A 16,561-nucleotide genomic window follows, 5' to 3' on the forward strand; every position below is an offset into this window, starting at 1 on the left:
ATCGGACTTTAGTAAATAAACATGGCGTCGCCGAAGCTGAAAAAGCGGTATTTCTCTTTGATCGCCTCTTCGTACGCATGCAAAATATGTTCTCTGCCTGCCAGCGCGCTTACCAGCATCACCAGCGTGGACTTCGGCAGATGGAAGTTGGTGATCAGGGCATCCACGACCTTGAATTCGTAACCGGGATAGATGAAAATATCCGTCCAACCGCTGCAAGCCTCGAGCTGTCCGCCCGCAAAACGGGTGCCAAGCGTTTCAAGCGTCCGGCACGAAGTCGTGCCGACCGCAATGATGCGTCCGCCCCGGCTGCGCGCCACGTTTAAAAGGTCGACCGTTTCCTGCGAAACGGAATAATACTCCGCATGCATCACATGATCCTCGACCCTGTCGACGGACATGGGACGGAAGGTTCCGAGCCCGACGTGAAGCGTCAAATAGGCGATCGTGACGCCTTTCCGGCCGATTTCCTCGAGTAGCTCTTTCGTAAAATGGAGTCCGGCCGTCGGCGCGGCCGCGGAACCTTCATGGCGGGAATATACGGTCTGATACCGCTCCCGGTCGTCCAGTTTCTCCTTGATATACGGCGGCAGGGGCATTTGGCCAAGCCGGTCCAAAATCTCCTGGAAAATCCCTTTATAATAAAACTTCAGCACGCGCTCGCCCATGTCGCCTTCGTCTTCGATGACGGCCTTCAGTTCGTCGCCGAAAAGGATCGACGTCCCCGGTTTCAGCTTTTTGCCCGGTTTTACGAGCGCTTCCCACCGGTCCTCGCCGAGGTTTTTCAGCAGCAGCACTTCGGCCTTGGCCCCCGTATCCTCCTTGGTACCGAACAATCTCGCGGGAATGACCCGCGTATCGTTTAACACGAGCGTGTCGCCGGGCTGCAGCTGATCCACGATATCCTTGAATGTATGATGGGCGATGGCGCCGGTCTGCTTGTTCAGCGTCAATAATCGAGATGCCGTGCGCTCCTTGAGCGGCGTCTGCGCAATCAATGATTCCGGCAGGTCAAAATCGTACAAATCTACGTTCATATTTCGTCATTCCTTAGTCAAAGTCACATTCTGGTAATAGTGTTTCAATATATCCTGATAACCATACCCTTCGTCCGCCATCCCTTTGGCTCCCCATTGCGAGAGTCCGAGGCCGTGCCCGTTGCCGCGGCCGACAAATAGGAAGCCTTCGCTCGGGTCTATGCTGCGGGCCGTGCCGTCCCCGGTCAGGATGACCGTTCCGCTTCCCGACACCGTGCTTTGGCCGGAAGCCGACATAACGGCGGCGCCGGACGAACCGGTCAGTTTGGTCGTCGTGCCGTTCGCACTCAGTACAGTATAGCTCCCCGTTTGGACAATATCAAACAATGTGCTCGGAAGGCTGCCGAACGCCGAGCGGAACAGGTCCGGGTATTTTACGTCAAGAATTTGGCCGTTGGCCTTGATTTCCGTCGCCCGGCCGGACGGCCCGCGTTTGGTGACCTCCAGCGTTACGATCGGAGAAGGGGGCGATGTCTGCGTCTTGCCCTGGATGGTTTTCAGCAGTTCTGCCGACGAAAACGGCCCCCGGACCCAGGAGTAGGTGCCGGACTCGTTTACTTTTTCCAGCAAAACCGCGGTATCGCCGGGATTCATTTTGGCGACAGGGCTTTTGTCGGATTGGATCAGCGGCAGCGGCCGGACGTTGGTGTCTTTGGCCGTTACCGTTACTTTGGCAAGCCCGCCGCCGGTAAAGGTCCCGGTCTCTTTTACGTTGTCTTCCCGCACATATCCGCTTACGCCGGAAGGAAGCAGCACATGGTACCACAATTTTTGGCCTTTCGTCGCGGCCGTGTCTCCTTGACTCGGCACGCTTGCGAACGCGTCCCCGCCGCTGTTCCATACTTCGGAAGGATCGGCCGACGCGCCTCCGGCATTCGAGGAGAACACCGCCTCGACCACTTTGCCGTCCTTCCGGATCACTTCGCCGCGGGTCGCGTCAACCGCTTCGACTACGCTGGGAGCTTCGGAAGATATCCCATTGTAAGCTTGGCTCAGCGTCGTATCGACGACATCGGCGATTTTGAATTTGCTGCTTTGCCCGATTTGGAATTCAGCATAACTGCGCGCGGCGACCGCTTGCGCTTTTAACGCTTCGGCAGGCCAAGAAGCCGGCACCTCGCCGCCGACAACCGAATACAAGTATTGTTCGAACGCCAGATCGTTAACCAGCGCCAGTTGCCCGTTTAAGGAGCTGATTTCCATCGCTCCGCGGTAAGAACGGTCCGATTTTTCTTTCACCTTCAGTTCCGAACCGTTACTTGATGCCCAAGCCTTGGTGTCTTGTCCGCTAACTTGAAAATGCTTTACGGCTTGCCCGAGGCTGACATCCTGGCGGATGATCAACGCCGGCAGGCTCGCGTCCGCGTTTGTTAACGCAAACTGCGGCAATTGCGAACCGGCGGAGCTTTGCAGCGCGGCCAGTTCCTGATCGTTGGCGGCTTCTCCGACCCAAACCTCGTAGCGGCTGCCGCCGTCGCCCGTCTGCTCCAACGCGACCATCGCGTCAAAACCGGCATCCTTGATGGAGGTTGCGGCGGCTGCCGCCTGCGCTTCCGAAGCATATGTGCCTGCCGTCAAATGTTTAGGTCCTTTTACCGCAGGTTTTTGCCCGTCCAAATAGGCTGCAGCCGTTTGCGCTGCTCTCGTTGCCGCTGCTGCGGCTGTCTGCTCATTGGCATAATACCCCGTATAAAGTTGGTACACTTGTCCGGAGGACGTTGAAGCCGCGAACAAAATCGGCTTGTCCGCCGTAGCCGCCAGCTTTTTATAGGCCGCGGTAGCAGCCGAAAGATCTTTGGTTTCCAGCACCTTCACGCGGAAGCCGTCAATGCTGAAACGGGCCTCTTCTCCGGCGGCAAGCGTAAGTAAGGAGGAGGCTCCCCCTGCCGCATTGAATCCGATCGACCAAGCCTGTCCGGAGGACAGCGTCACTGCCGTCGTCGTAGATTTATAGGTGCTGCCCAAATCCATAAACAACCCGACCCGGATATGGTCGGCCGAAAGAGCAGCTGCCTCGCCGGACAGCTGCAAGCTCCCGGCGGCCAGCAATACGGCCACAAGCCCTTTGCCACACCATGAAACAACCTTCGGTACCGTCGATTTTCGCACTCGTTATGTTCCTCCTTGCATCCCATGAAGTCTATTTATAAAAATGAATGTTTATAATCGCATTGGATTAACGGATTTCCGGCATCGGCAGACCCAAATGCTGATAGGCCGCGGGGGTCACGATCCTGCCCCGGGGCGTCCGCTGAAGGAAGCCGATCTGAAGCAGATAAGGCTCGTACACATCCTCAATCGTTTGGCTTTCCTCCCCGATGGTGGCGGCAATCGTATCAAGTCCGACCGGCCCGCCCTTAAAGCTCGTAATCATCGAAGTCAGCATCTTGTAGTCGATCTGGTCCAATCCGCGGGGATCGACTTGAAGCATCTTCAGCGACTCCTCCGCGATTTTGGGCGTAATCATCCCGTCGCCGCGCACCTGGGCATAGTCGCGCACCCTTTTCAGCAGACGGTTGGCGATCCGGGGAGTCCCCCTTGAACGCAAAGCGATTTCCTCGGCCGCGTCCCCGACGATTTCGATGCCGAAAATATCGGCGCCGCGCGACACGATATAGCTGAGCTCGTCCACGTTGTAAAATTCGAGCCGGCTTACGACGCCGAAACGGTCGCGTAATGGAGCGGACAGCAGGCCCGCCCGCGTCGTCGCCCCGATCAGCGTAAACGGCGGCAGATCCAATCGAACGGAGCGTGCGCTTGGGCCTTTGCCGATCATGATATCGAGCGCAAAGTCCTCCATCGCCGGGTACAACACCTCTTCCACCGTGCGGTGCAGGCGGTGAATCTCGTCGATGAACAGCACGTCCCCTTCCTGCAGGTTGGTCAGCAGCGCCGCCAGATCTCCGGGACGCTCGATCGCGGGACCCGAGGTCGTGCGCAAGTTCACGCCAAGCTCGTTGGCGATAATGTTGGCCAAAGTGGTTTTACCAAGCCCCGGAGGTCCGTACAGAAGTACGTGATCCAAGGCCTCGTTGCGCATTTTGGCCGCTTCGATATAAATCTTCAGGTTTTCTTTCACCTGGTTCTGTCCGATATATTCATTCAAATACCGGGGGCGAAGACTCAGCTCCACCGCCTGGTCTTCCATCATTAAATTTGCCGATATGATCCGGTCATCCATTCCCATCGCCCCTCTTTCAGCAGCCGAGTGCTTCGATTAACCCGCATAAAGCAGCTTCAGCGCTTTTTTCATCAATATGTCCACCGAATCGCCAAACGCCGTCTCGTCCTTGATTTTGAGCCATACCCGATCCAGCTCCGCATCGGTATATCCCAGCGCTTTAAGGCCTTCGCGCGCTTCGGACCATGCCGATCCGTCCCCTTCTTCCGGCTCCGGTACCGCAAACAGTCCGGTGGCCAGCGAAGCCGTGCCGAACCCGTCCAGCTTGTCCTTCAAGTCAAGGACCATGCGCTGCGCCGTTTTTTTGCCGATGCCCGGCATTTTCGTCAGGAACGTAATGTTTTCCTGGTAAATGGCCGTCACCAGCTGCTCCGGCGTACCTCCCGCAAGAATGCCCAAGGCCACCTTCGGCCCGATCCCCGATACGTCGATCAGCTTGCGGAACAACCTCTGTTCCTCCCGGCTCGGGAAACCGAACAGCAGGATCGCGTCCTCTCGCACATGATGGTGGGTGTACACGGTCACAGGCCCTTCCGCTTTGGCGAATATAAAAGGATTAGGGCAGAATACGCGGTATCCCACCCCTTGAACGTCCAGCACGATATATTCATTCTCCAGATGGACCACGGGTCCTCTCAAAAAATCGATCATTTTCTATATACCTCGTTTATTTTCGAATTTAACGCATGCGAATGGGCGTGGCAAATGGCTACCGCCAACGCATCCGCCACGTCATCGGGCTTGGGCACGGCCTGCAGCTTCAGAAACATGCGCACCATTTCCTGAACCTGCTTTTTCTCCGCTTTGCCGTAGCCGACGATGGCCTGCTTAACCTGCATCGGCGTGTACTCGGCAATCGGCAGGCCGCGCTGGGTCGCCGCCAGGATCAGAACGCCGCGGGCCTGGCTGACGAGCATCGCGTTCGTTACGTTCCGGTTGAAAAACAGCTTCTCGAAAGCGACGCATTCCGGCTGATATTTGTCAATCAGCTGAAGCATCGCCTCGTACACATGCAGCAGCCGCTCCTCGTCCGGCGTATGGGCTTCGGTCTGGATGCAGCCGTATTGCACCGGGGTCAGCTTGCTCCCCGCCTGATCGATGAAACCAAAGCCGACGATCGCAATCCCCGGGTCGATACCTAATATACGCAAATGAATTCTCTCCTCTAGTCTGAAAGCGAACATATGTATTCGTTCTTTTCATTATAATGTAAAACTTCATATCAAGTCTATGACTCTACCAGAAAAACGTCCGTCAAGGCTCTTTCGAATCGGCTCCAATGCTAGTTGCGCAACCGGGTTAGCGGGAATCTAATGATGTCTGGGGAGGTTGTTTTTACGATGACGATGTTTTCGGCAGTGTTCGCATTCGCGAAGAGAGAGGATCAGGCGGTCGGTTACATCTTTTGCGGCAGTTTTGTCGAATTATAGGTTTGCGTAAGTTCGTGGATAAAAGCGACCATCGAGGCGTTCAAAAATTTTTGCTTCCGGTAAACGACGCCCACCTTTTTCTGGGGAACGGGATTAACGATCGGGATGATGGCAATGTCCGAATGGAGCATCAAATTCAAATACGATTTCGGCAAAATCGTGCAGCTTACGTTCAGCTTGACCAGCTGCAGCATCGAATCCATGGTCGAGAGCTCAATGATCGGCTGCAGCCGCAGCCCGGCCTCTTTGCTGTAGGCGTCGACCATTCGGCGCACCAAAAATTTTTCCGGGAACAGCACCAGCGATTCTTGGATAAGCTCCTCCAGCTTAACGGCTTTCTTGCGGCTCAGCCGGTGTTTGGAGGAAACCGCAAGACACAGCTCTTCGGTGTACAGTTCCATGCTAACGAGTTGTTCGTCATCCAGCGGCAGAAACACCACGCCGAGGTCCAGCTTGTTGTCGAGCAGCCCTTTTCTCGTTTCTTCGGTCGCAAGCTCCAGCACGGAGATGGAGATGCCCGGCATTTTTTGATGAAAGGATATGAGCGTTTGCGTGAGGAGGTGGTTGCCCGAGCATCCGATGGTAAGTTTTCCCCTCTGCATGCCCTTGAGCTCGTTAATTTCCGTCTGGGCTTGCTCAAGCTCATGGAATATGTTCAGTGCATGCTCTTTTAGCGTCAAACCGGCTTCCGTCAAATAATTCCGCTTGCCGATTCTCTGGAACAGCGGCGTTCCTACCCGATCCTCCAGCAACCGGATTTGCTGACTGAGCGTTGGCTGGCTGATGCCCAGTTTGACGGCGGCTTTGGTAAAATGTAACTCCTCGCAAACCGCCAGAAAATATTCAAGCAGACGAAAATCCATGGGCCAACCCTCCACCATAGTTGATAACTATTATTGTAATTGATAACATTGAATTGACCAATCATTTTTTGTTATCTATAGTAGACATTATTATAAAAGTCGATAGGAGCGCATGGCCATGAGCGATGAAATCAAAATTCAATTAACCACCACTCCGGGGAACAAACCGGACAGCAGCAATCTGAGTTTCGGGAAATATTTTACCGACCATATGTTTATCATGGATTACCACATCGACAAGGGCTGGCATGATCCGAGAATCGTTCCGTATGCCCCGATTTCGCTTGACCCTGCAGCAATGGTATTTCATTACGGGCAGGCCGTTTTCGAAGGGATGAAAGCCTACCTGACCGACTCCGGCAAGGTGCTGCTGTTTAGACCGGACAAAAACATGAAACGCTTGAACCAATCAAACGACCGGTTGGGGATCCCGGAAATCGACGGGGATTTTGTCATCCAAGCGATCAAAACTTTGATCGAAATCGATAAAAGCTGGATTCCTACCGAAAAAGGAACCTCTTTGTACGTGCGTCCTTTCATCATCGCCACGGAGCCATGCCTAGGGGTAAGATCCTCTTACACGTATCAGTTCATCGTCATCCTGTCGCCGGTTGGCGCCTATTATTCGGGAGGGCTGGAACCGGTCAAAATCAACGTGGAAAGCTCCTATACCCGCGCGGTTCGCGGCGGAATCGGGTATGCCAAAGCCGCCGGCAATTACGCAGCAAGCATCAAAGCCCAGGAAATCGCCAAAAAAGAAGGCTTCTCGCAGGTGCTTTGGCTGGATGCCATCGAAAAGAAATATATCGAAGAAGTGGGCAGCATGAACATTTTCTTTAAAATCGGCGGCACGGTCATCACGCCTGAAATTAACGGCAGCATCCTGGAGGGCGTTACGCGCGATTCCGTCATTACGCTTTTGAAGGACTGGGGAGTTCCGGTCGAAGAACGGAAGATTTCCATAGAGGAAATTTACGAGGCCTACAAGCAAGGACAGTTGGAAGAGGTATTCGGAACCGGCACGGCAGCGGTCATTTCGCCGGTCGGCGAACTCCACTGGAACGAACATACGATGCATGTCAATGAAGGCAAAATCGGCGAACTGTCGCAAAAGCTGTATGATACCATCACAGGCCTTCAGTCCGGCAGTCTCCCGGATCCGCGGAATTGGACCGTTACGTTTTAAGACGCGCAAACTCTATGCAACGCAAAAAAAGATCCGCTCTGTCACGATGACAGAACGGATCTTTTCATGTCGGCCGCTGTTTTATCCTTCCCGCGCATAATCGCTGAACGTGGACAGGACGCTGTTATATTCATCGATATCCTGAATGCGGATGCCGTCATACAAATGTCTTAATGCATCGTCCGGCAGCGATGATTCCATCGAGTTGATATCCAGCTGGAAAAACGTCTTAATGACTTTATCCTGCTCCGGCGGTCCATCGAACAATGACAAATTGCCGTCCTTGTCCAGACTCATGTACGCCCGTTCTTTGCAGGTAGGCGAAAGATCGTGAATCGTTTCGTTTAATACAACCTTGCCTTGTCCTTCGAACTGTCCTTTCCAAGACGGATGTTCGTTCAGCAAATTATAAATTTCATCCACGGTCAGCTTTCCTAACGACCGTTCTTCTTCCCCGCAAACGTAACTGTGGCGAACGACCACTTCTTTGATTTCCTTGGACTTGTTCAGCAGCTTCCAAAAATTCGCGTCTTCCTTCGGATCGCTTTTTGCTTCCGCTTGTTGATAATATTGCAGCGTTTCTATGGCCACCGGCGGCTTGGTGCTTAGCAGGCTTTGCACTTTGTCAGGCAAATACATGCCGGCCCACACCATCGCGATCACCAGCGAAGATAATCCTAACGTTAACGACCGGCGTCTCCAGCGCCGCCACTGCTTTTGCAGTTGTTTCTTGATCCGAGTTGCATTCACAATAATCCCCTTCTATTCCCAGTCTTTTTCTTTTACTGTTATTGTGACCTGGGGATTACATATTTATACAGCAAAAAAAGCCATCGAAATATCGATGGCTTTCACGATCGGGATGACACGATTCGAACATGCGACCCCCTGGTCCCAAACCAGGTGCTCTACCAAGCTGAGCTACATCCCGTTATTGAACGGATCGGCGTCGCACCAGTATTTCTCATCTGGTTTATCGCCTCAACATTCCCTATTATATATCGGACATGCATGAAGGTCAAATGTAAATTTTGACAATTAAAAACGGGCCGGAAGCCTTCCCGGCCCGTCTATTTTCTCGCTTCATTTCGATTGCGGGGTGGTTTTGACAGGGATTGCTTCTTTCATTTTTTTGATCAGCTTATCGGGGGTCATGCTCTGATTTCCTGCATTGATGCGGTATCCGATCCGGTCCGCTTTGGCATTGATCCCCTGATCGATAGTCAGGAATACTTCGATCCCCGCTTCCTTCGCCGCTTTAAGCAGCGCGTTATTGTATCTGCCGTATGGAAAAGCAAGCACTCCGCGCGTGTTGCCAAGCTCCTTGCGCAAACATTCCTCAGCTTTGCGGATATCTTCTTTGATCCGCTTGTTGTACTCCTCCGTCGTCTCCATTCGGCCCTCCTTGCGAAGATACATCTTGGCGACAAGCATCGGCCTCGCGTGCCCTTCCTTATCGATTTCGGCGTACTTATGAGAGTCAAACGTATGATTATAGAAACTCATCCCCGAAGCTTTCAATTCCCTCATCTGATCCCATGTCATTTTCTTGATGCCGGTGTGCCGCGGATTATCAATCGTTCCGGCCATAATAAAGTCCGTTGCCGTAACCCCATATTTCCTGAGAACGGGAAAAGCCATATCGTAGAAGCTTGCATACCCGTCATCGAACGTAAGCAAAACGGCATTCTCGGGTACCGGCTTGTCGTCCAGCATAAAGTCCAGATACTCGTCCATGGAAATAATCCGGAAACCGTTACGGATCATGGCGGCGATTTGATCATCCAGCAATTGTGGCGTGATCCTTGACTTCGCCGAAGGTTTCTCCTCTAGATGATGGTACATAAGTACAATAACATGATTTCGGTATAGCACTTTTTTATCGATAGGCGTTCCTGCAGGAGGGATGATTGTCGCCTGCTTGGGACCGGTTTGCGGCTGGGTTTTGGACTCAGGCTGCTGTTTGGTCTCGGGTTTGGGCTTGGTTGAAGGCTGACCGTTGTTCGTTTCTGCCGGTTTCTGCGAGCGGTCACAACCGCTCAGCAGGACGGCAGATGCAATGGCAAAGGCCAACACGATCAGAATATGTTTAGAAATTGTAGTCATCGGGTTTCCTTCCTTTGCCGAAATCTTGTTCATACTTCCGTAGCTTCCTTCGTGAAACTCGGAGAGATTCTCGCGTAAATCCACCTGGCAATCATCTCCGCGGCAGCGCTGCCGATGATGATGAACAGGGGCATCGCAATGAAATTGTAACGGTACTCCGGTATGAACAAGAGCCTGATGAACGACATCACGACCAGGATTAGCGCGATCATGGTCAGCGGCTGGCGCCAGCGCCGGAGCGTTAAGATGAGACCGATCACACCGGTCCAAATCATAGCCGTATGATACTGGTTTCGCAGCGGGATGACCTTATACATCGGTGTATGACCGCTGCCGAAATACATCCGGGAATAGATGTAATCCAATTTACCGACCGTATACCATTTGAGGAACAGCCAAGTATGTTCGGAGAAGCCTATCTTCAAACGTTCTATCGCCACTTCTTGCTGCGTCTTGCCGTGACGGTCAACCAAGCCGTCATCCCAGTTTTTGTACGGATATGTACCTGCGTGGAAAGGATTCGTCTGAGTCGCGGTCAGCACGACCTTGTTTAAGGTTACCAGATTGCGAATCCACCACGGCGACATGACGATGCTGAGTCCGATGCAGGCCAACAGCAGCAGCTTCCAAGCGGCGCGATTCTTGGTCCACAGCCAATAGAAGAGATAGATCGGTACGACGACCGGTAAAAATTCCGGACGAACGAGCGCGGTGCAGCCAAGAAGCGCTCCGGCAATCAGGGAATCACGTCCCCGCCCGGTTTGAATCGCTCGAAGTTGCCGGTAAATATACGCCAGGAATAGGAAAGTCGCCAGCACCTCCGTCAGGATTGCGCCATTCGCCCAAATGAACGGAGGATAGATGGCTGCGGCGCCGGTTGCGATCAGACCGATTCTGGCGTTGACCAGCTTGCAGGCAATGAAGTAAATCAGGACCAGATTGACCATACTGAGCAACAGGTTCGCATAACGCAGATACGGAAACGGATCATTATGAGTATAATCAACAAGCTTGTAGATACCGGCCATGAACATCGGAAAACCTGGAGCGACCTGCGCGTTCGGAGTTTCTGCTTTATAGGCATACACCCCCTTTTCGATCCATCGTTTCACCATTTCATCGTAATAGACCGAATCGTGGGATACGTTATGCTTCACCGAGGTCAAGAAGTCGATTCGCAAATAAACAGCGATCAGCAGAATGACTGCCAGCATCGCCCACACGGCTTTTGGCGATCGTAAGATATTCAAAATAAAACCTCCTGTCATGTCTAAGCTTTTTCGGACGAAAGCGGGTTTAAAAAGAGAGCCGTGATGGAAAGAACGTTGACGGATCCAAGAATAAAGAATGGATCTTAACCCTTTCATTCCAAACTTCTTAACTGCTGCTTAAAGATTTCTTAATAATTATGATAGAGTTGGATTTATTTGAATTGGATCTTATATACTTGTTTAAAAAGCTGAGGCAAAAAAGAGAGTCGCAGCCAGAATTCCGGTTGGAATGCGGTTGTCGAGACGACATTCGATGGAGGGACTTTGGTACGATTCAATGTCATATAACCGTATACGTAACGAGCTAGCTTAGTGACTTACTCATCGCGACTACATTAACAACCAAGGAGTTTTCGGATTGCTGGGGCTATTTATGCTGCATGTACATGTGGGACCGCGGAAAAACGCAATTTTACTACATATTTGCTCAGCCAAGGCTTTAACACACAAATTGAAATAATATGGAGGGACCATGAAAAAGACATTATTGAAAGCCGCTTCAACGCTGATTGCTCTCGCCATGATGACGGCACCCATCGTTCAGTCGGCAACCGTACATGCCCAAACCGCCTTAAAGGAAGTCATGAAAGAGGCGCCTTCGTCAGGAAAAGAAAATCCTCCTGCAGCACTCCATTCCGACCGTGCCCAGGACAGAACAATAAACATCGCGCAAGGCAATACGAAAGACGACACAAAGAACATAACAAAGGACACGCCCAAGGATAACGTGAAAGATGGCAAAACCGATCGCGAAATGAACCTGGCTCTACTCCAACCCGCCTTCGCCTCCGGCAATGAAAAAAATGAGCTGAACTCTAAGCTGGCAGTCGATGGACAAGGCAGTACGAGATGGTCCTCCGCTCTCAAAGACAATCAGTGGTTTTATGTCGATCTTGGCAAAAAAACGGATATCGACCGGGTCGTGATCCGCTGGCATACTCCGGCTAAAAGTTATAAAATCCTTGTGTCCGATGACGCCAAGCACTGGAAGAATGTAAAAGAAAATGACGGCACGATTCAGTGCAAAGGCGGCGTTGAAACGGTAGATTTCACGCCGATACAGGCGCGATACGTGAAGTTTCAAGGGATCAAGCGGGCGCCTGTCAAAGGAGTCTTATACGGCTATTCGTTTTATGAATTCGAAGTATACCAATTACGTGACTTGCAGAGGATCGCGGACAACGTGAGCTCGGCAATCCCAGTGAAACCTGGGCAAACGAAGCTTGATTGGTCCGCGGCGCAAGTCCCTGAAGGTTATCGAGTCAGCCTGTACGGAAGCGACCGTGTCCAAGTGATCGACATGGAAGGCAATATCCGGGAACCGCTGGTGGACGCCAAGGTAAATCTGATCATCCAGGTCGAGGATAAAAAAAACCCGGGCCGCAAACTGCTTTCCGGAAATATTACGGTCATCGTGCCTGGACAGCATAAACAAACGCCGGACCGGAATGCCGAGCCGGATGTCATTCCATCCTTACGCGAATGGTACGGGAACACGGGCAGTTACGTTCTGTCGAAATCGTCGCGGATCGTCGTAGATCCGAAAGACCAGGCCGCTCTGCAAAATGCCGCCGAGCTGACTCGTAAGGATTTGCAGGATATCACCGGCTACGACCTACAGATCGTGAACGGCAAACCGAACAAAGGCGACTTGTTCTTGTCGATCAACCCTTCCCTGGCATGGCTTGGCGATGAGGGAAACCTGTTCAACGTAGATCAATATGTCTCCATTACCTCCGCTTCCGCAAAAGGCGTGTTTTTCGGTACAAGAACCGCACTGCAAATCATCAAACAACATCCGGACCGAACCATTCCAAAAGGCGAAGCAAGAGATTATCCGAAATACGAACAGCGCGGAATCATGATTGACGTCGCCCGCAAATTCTATACCATCGATTTTCTCCGGAGTTATGTGAAGCTGCTGTCCTGGTACAAAATGAACACGTTCCAGATTCATTTGAACGATGTTGTCGGCACGCCGTTCGGAGACGGAACGACAGCGGCTTTCCGGCTGGAGAGCACCACTTATCCGGGGCTGGCAAGTCCAAACGGCTATTATACGAAGCAGGAGTTCAAAGACCTGCAGCTTCTGGGCATGGAATACGGCGTAAACGTCATTCCGGAAATCGATACGCCGGGGCATTCCCGCGCATTCACTGCCTACAACCCCGCGTTGGGGAACGATCGGACGCTTGACATTTCCAAACCGAAAACGGTTCAATTCGTCAAATCCTTGCTTGATGAATATCTGGACGGCAGCGATCCGACATTCGTCGGGCCGGACATTAACATCGGCACGGATGAATACGCCGGTGATGTGGAAGTATTTCGGGGATACATGGATACGCTTATCAAATACATTAACGGAAAAGGCAAACATCCTCATCTATGGGGCGGGCTCACGCAATATAATGGTTCGACGCCTATCAGCACCGACGCCACCATGGACATCTGGCGTGAATCTTATGGTTCTCCGCAGCAGGCGGCAGACCTCGGCTATGATATCGTAAATGCCGAGAACGCATATATGTATATCGTACCTACGATGTATAGGGACTACCCGAATACCCGGTTTTTATACAATGAGTGGGAGCCGGTCAAATGGGCAACAACGATGCTTCCTTTCGGTCATCCGCGCGTCAAAGGCGGCATGTTCTGCCTATGGAACGATGCATCCGAAGCCAACGGAGTGTCGATGGATGATTCGCATGAACGACTGTTGCCCGGAATTCAGGTCGTATCGGAGAAAATGTGGACCGGTACGAGAGACGACAGATCGTTCGAACGCTTCGAGCAGCGGAAGAAAATCATTGGCGAAGCGCCGAATGCCGATCTGTCCCATAAAATCACTGTCAACAATGACGATAACAGCGTCATTCAATATACATTCGAAGACGGAATCAAGGATGATTCCGGCAACCATTTCGACGGCAAAGGCGTTAACGTCAATGTTACGCAAGGGAAATACAATAACGGCATCCGGTTGAACGGCGGAAAGAGCTACATTGAAACGCCGGTGGAAGCCGTAGGATTCGATTGGACCGTCTCGATGTGGGTCAACCCGGACCCGGGTAACCCGAATGATGCTGTTTTGATGGAATCCCCTGTCGGAACACTGAAGCTAAAGCAAGGCAAAACCGGCAAGCTTGGATTTACGAAAGAGCATTATAACAGCACTTTCAACTATGCCGTTCCGGAGGGCAAGTGGACGCATCTCACACTCAAAGGCGATAATAAAGGCGTGACGCTGTTCGTCAATTTGGATGAATATGTGGAACGGATGGAAGAAAAATATCCTAAAATGAACACTCTTGTCCTGCCGACGTTACGGATCGGCAGCCAAACCAATGCCTTTAAAGGCGTATTGGATAACGTAATGATTTATAACAAAGCCATCGAACTGCTAAGCAGCAAAAACCTGGCTTTGCACCAATCGACGGAATCCTCCAAAACCGAATCCCCTTCATTCCCGTCCGGCAAGGCCGTTGACGGGGACGTATCCCCGAGTTCCAGATGGTCCAGCGCTTACGTGGATGATGCTTGGTTTATCGTTGACCTCGGGGCGCCTAAAGACATCAGCAAAGTCATCATCAAATGGCAAGCGGCTTATGCGACGAAATACCAGCTGCTGGTATCTACGAACAAGAAGAACTGGACCAACGTTTCCGGCAAGGAGGGGATCATCAATTCCAAAGGCAATATGGACAGCATTACGTTTGATCCGCAGCAAGCGCGTTACGTCAAATTCCAAGGCATAAAGCGGGCTACCGCGTTCGGTAACTCCTTTTTTGAATTTGAAGTGTACGGCCCCGACTCTAATCGGGAATACAAGCAGTTGATTGCGAAAATGGAAAAGTCCCTGAATCAAATCGACAATAACGAAAAAACGCATAAGTTGCTGATGCAGTTTCTAAACCGTTATCCTTACGATGCTGCGCACGATCTGCGGCCGATGGAGGATCTGATCAACAGGCTTCAGGTAAAATAATATAAACGGGGCTGTTCCCGAGTCCGAACTGCACCCCGATTGTTAGATTATCAACTGGCAATCGGAAACATAGTTCGAACGGGAACAGCCCCCGTTTTCTAGAGTAAACAAGGTACAAAAACAAAAAAAGCTCATTAGATTTATCTCTAATGAACTGCTTATAGTACATGTGGTACCGGTGAGAGGACTCGAACCTCCACGGGTCTCCCCAAACGATTTTGAGTCGTTCGCGTCTGCCATTCCGCCACACCGGCTTATAAAAGTAAAACGCGCCCTAAGAGATTCGAACTCCTGACCTTTTGATTCGTAGTCAAACGCTCTATCCAGCTGAGCTAAGGGCGCATATTTTGGAGCGGACGACGGGAATCGAACCCGCGACCCTCGCCTTGGCAAGGCGATGCTCTACCGCTGAGCCACGTCCGCAAATGAAAGAAAAACTGGTGAGCCATGAAGGACTCGAACCTTCGACACCCTGATTAAAAGTCAGGTGCTCTACCAACTGAGCTAATGGCTCTCACTAAGAAAATCAAGTCAATAATGGCGTTACCACGGGATGCTCTCACTTCGTTCGATGCGATGCAGCGTTAACGAAGTTGTTGCTCCGACGAACCCGATAACCGGATTTTCATCCCTGGAGCTAAGTTAAATGGCGGAACCGACGGGATTCGAACCCGCGATCTCCTGCGTGACAGGCAGGCATGTTAGGCCTCTACACCACGGTTCCACAGAGGCACTTTCCCATTAGGGAAATTGTAATTGCGGGGGCAGGATTTGAACCTGCGGCCTTCGGGTTATGAGCCCGACGAGCTACCGGACTGCTCCACCCCGCGTCATTATGAATGTTCCTCTATCCATGAGGATAAATGGTGGAGACTGAGGGGATCGAACCCCCGACCCTCTGCTTGTAAGGCAGATGCTCTCCCAGCTGAGCTAAGTCTCCATGGTGACCCGTAGGGGATTCGAACCCCTGTTACCTCCGTGAAAGGGAGGTGTCTTAACCCCTTGACCAACGGGCCGTAATGGCTCCCCGAACAGGACTCGAACCTGTGACAACTCGATTAACAGTCGAGTGCTCTACCAACTGAGCTATCAGGGAATATGTACGCTTGGCGGCGTCCTACTCTCCCAGGACCCTTCGGTCCAAGTACCATCGGCGCTGGAGGGCTTAACGGTCGTGTTCGGGATGGGTACGCGTGGAACCCCTCCGCCATCGCCACCAAACGATTCAAGTGGTTTGATCACCTGAAAACTAGATACGAAACGTTTTGCGTTTTAAATACTCCGTAGCGTTACCCTTCACTTTTTGTTCCGGGCCCCGCCAAAGTACTCGGAATCAGCTACCAAGCTGCTCTTCACTTTGGTGGGTAATTTAGGATAAGCCCTCGACCGATTAGTATTGGTCAGCTCCATGCATTGCTGCACTTCCACCTCCAACCTATCTACCTCGTCGTCTTCAAGGGGTCTTACTAATTGGGAAATCTCATCTTGAGGGGGGCTTC

At 51.9% G+C, this 16,561-nt stretch carries 11 protein-coding genes, 10 tRNA genes and 2 rRNA genes; 2 read left to right on the top strand and 21 right to left on the bottom strand.

Features of this window, described 5'->3' with window-relative positions:
* Positions 1-8: 8 nt before the first annotated feature.
* The 6 genes from queA to RJP21_RS06695 all read right to left on the bottom strand — a co-directional run bounded on the left by queA (position 9) and on the right by RJP21_RS06695 (position 6,511).
* On the bottom strand, positions 9-1,037 hold the full coding sequence (gene queA / locus RJP21_RS06670) for a tRNA preQ1(34) S-adenosylmethionine ribosyltransferase-isomerase QueA (protein ID WP_310858587.1): 1,029 nt from the start codon (positions 1,035-1,037) through the stop codon (positions 9-11).
* 6 nt (positions 1,038-1,043) lie between these two features.
* Positions 1,044-3,146, bottom strand: a complete 2,103-nt coding sequence (locus RJP21_RS06675) for a SpoIID/LytB domain-containing protein (protein WP_310858588.1) — start codon at positions 3,144-3,146, stop codon at positions 1,044-1,046.
* A 67-nt stretch (positions 3,147-3,213) separates the two neighbouring features.
* A complete protein-coding gene (ruvB, locus tag RJP21_RS06680; protein ID WP_310858589.1) occupies positions 3,214-4,218 on the bottom strand; it encodes a Holliday junction branch migration DNA helicase RuvB in 1,005 nt (334 codons plus the stop codon).
* 36 nt (positions 4,219-4,254) lie between these two features.
* Positions 4,255-4,869: a Holliday junction branch migration protein RuvA gene (ruvA, locus tag RJP21_RS06685; RefSeq protein ID WP_310858590.1), complete on the bottom strand. Its 615-nt coding sequence runs from the start codon at positions 4,867-4,869 to the stop codon at positions 4,255-4,257.
* Positions 4,866-5,369 carry a crossover junction endodeoxyribonuclease RuvC gene (gene ruvC / locus RJP21_RS06690; protein ID WP_160045219.1) on the bottom strand — a complete coding sequence of 168 codons (504 nt, stop codon included), beginning with the start codon at positions 5,367-5,369 and terminating at the stop codon, positions 4,866-4,868. The genes ruvA and ruvC overlap by 4 nt, the downstream gene beginning before the upstream one ends.
* A 245-nt stretch (positions 5,370-5,614) precedes the next feature.
* Positions 5,615-6,511 (bottom strand): LysR family transcriptional regulator, encoded by an 897-nt coding sequence (locus RJP21_RS06695; protein WP_310858591.1) that lies wholly within the window; start codon positions 6,509-6,511, stop codon positions 5,615-5,617.
* Between the two features lie 118 nt (positions 6,512-6,629).
* Here RJP21_RS06695 and RJP21_RS06700 point away from each other — a divergent pair, with 118 nt between their 5' ends.
* On the top strand, positions 6,630-7,697 hold the full coding sequence (locus RJP21_RS06700; protein WP_160045217.1) for a branched-chain amino acid aminotransferase: 1,068 nt from the start codon (positions 6,630-6,632) through the stop codon (positions 7,695-7,697).
* An 81-nt stretch (positions 7,698-7,778) separates the two neighbouring features.
* On the opposite strand, the gene RJP21_RS06705 is transcribed toward RJP21_RS06700, so the two are convergent.
* The 4 genes from RJP21_RS06705 to RJP21_RS06720 form a co-directional block, all read right to left on the bottom strand.
* The gene (locus tag RJP21_RS06705) at positions 7,779-8,447 is read right to left on the bottom strand and encodes a BofC C-terminal domain-containing protein (protein WP_310858592.1); all 669 of its coding nucleotides are present in this window, start codon (positions 8,445-8,447) and stop codon (positions 7,779-7,781) included.
* Between the two features lie 107 nt (positions 8,448-8,554).
* Positions 8,555-8,628 (bottom strand) — tRNA-Pro (locus tag RJP21_RS06710).
* A gap of 152 nt (positions 8,629-8,780) precedes the next feature.
* Positions 8,781-9,803 carry a polysaccharide deacetylase family protein gene (locus RJP21_RS06715; RefSeq protein WP_310858593.1) on the bottom strand — a complete coding sequence of 341 codons (1,023 nt, stop codon included), beginning with the start codon at positions 9,801-9,803 and terminating at the stop codon, positions 8,781-8,783.
* 29 nt (positions 9,804-9,832) lie between these two features.
* Positions 9,833-11,053, bottom strand: coding sequence for an ArnT family glycosyltransferase (locus RJP21_RS06720; RefSeq protein ID WP_310858594.1), 1,221 nt, complete (start codon positions 11,051-11,053; stop codon positions 9,833-9,835).
* 493 nt (positions 11,054-11,546) lie between these two features.
* Between RJP21_RS06720 and RJP21_RS06725 the strand changes: the two genes are divergently transcribed.
* Positions 11,547-15,062, top strand: a complete 3,516-nt coding sequence (locus RJP21_RS06725) for a discoidin domain-containing protein (protein WP_310858595.1) — start codon at positions 11,547-11,549, stop codon at positions 15,060-15,062.
* 170 nt (positions 15,063-15,232) lie between these two features.
* On the opposite strand, the gene RJP21_RS06730 is transcribed toward RJP21_RS06725, so the two are convergent.
* The 11 genes from RJP21_RS06730 to RJP21_RS06780 form a co-directional block, all read right to left on the bottom strand.
* Positions 15,233-15,316: transfer RNA gene (locus RJP21_RS06730), tRNA-Leu, on the bottom strand.
* Between the two features lie 14 nt (positions 15,317-15,330).
* Positions 15,331-15,404 (bottom strand) — tRNA-Arg (locus tag RJP21_RS06735).
* A 6-nt stretch (positions 15,405-15,410) separates the two neighbouring features.
* Positions 15,411-15,485, bottom strand: a tRNA-Gly gene (locus RJP21_RS06740).
* A gap of 15 nt (positions 15,486-15,500) precedes the next feature.
* A tRNA-Lys gene (locus tag RJP21_RS06745) sits at positions 15,501-15,576 on the bottom strand.
* 133 nt (positions 15,577-15,709) lie between these two features.
* A tRNA-Asp gene (locus RJP21_RS06750) sits at positions 15,710-15,786 on the bottom strand.
* Between the two features lie 32 nt (positions 15,787-15,818).
* Positions 15,819-15,892, bottom strand: a tRNA-Met gene (locus tag RJP21_RS06755).
* Positions 15,893-15,926: 34 nt separating this feature from the next.
* Positions 15,927-16,002, bottom strand: a tRNA-Val gene (locus tag RJP21_RS06760).
* Between the two features lies 1 nt (position 16,003).
* Positions 16,004-16,078: transfer RNA gene (locus RJP21_RS06765), tRNA-Glu, on the bottom strand.
* Between the two features lie 4 nt (positions 16,079-16,082).
* Positions 16,083-16,158: transfer RNA gene (locus RJP21_RS06770), tRNA-Asn, on the bottom strand.
* Between the two features lie 8 nt (positions 16,159-16,166).
* Positions 16,167-16,283: ribosomal RNA gene (gene rrf / locus RJP21_RS06775) — 5S ribosomal RNA — on the bottom strand.
* 149 nt (positions 16,284-16,432) lie between these two features.
* Positions 16,433-16,561: ribosomal RNA gene (locus tag RJP21_RS06780) — 23S ribosomal RNA — on the bottom strand; the annotation flags it as partial.

The organism is Paenibacillus sp. VCA1 (assembly GCF_031583795.1).
GTDB lineage: Bacteria > Bacillota > Bacilli > Paenibacillales > Paenibacillaceae > Paenibacillus_AQ > Paenibacillus_AQ albilobatus.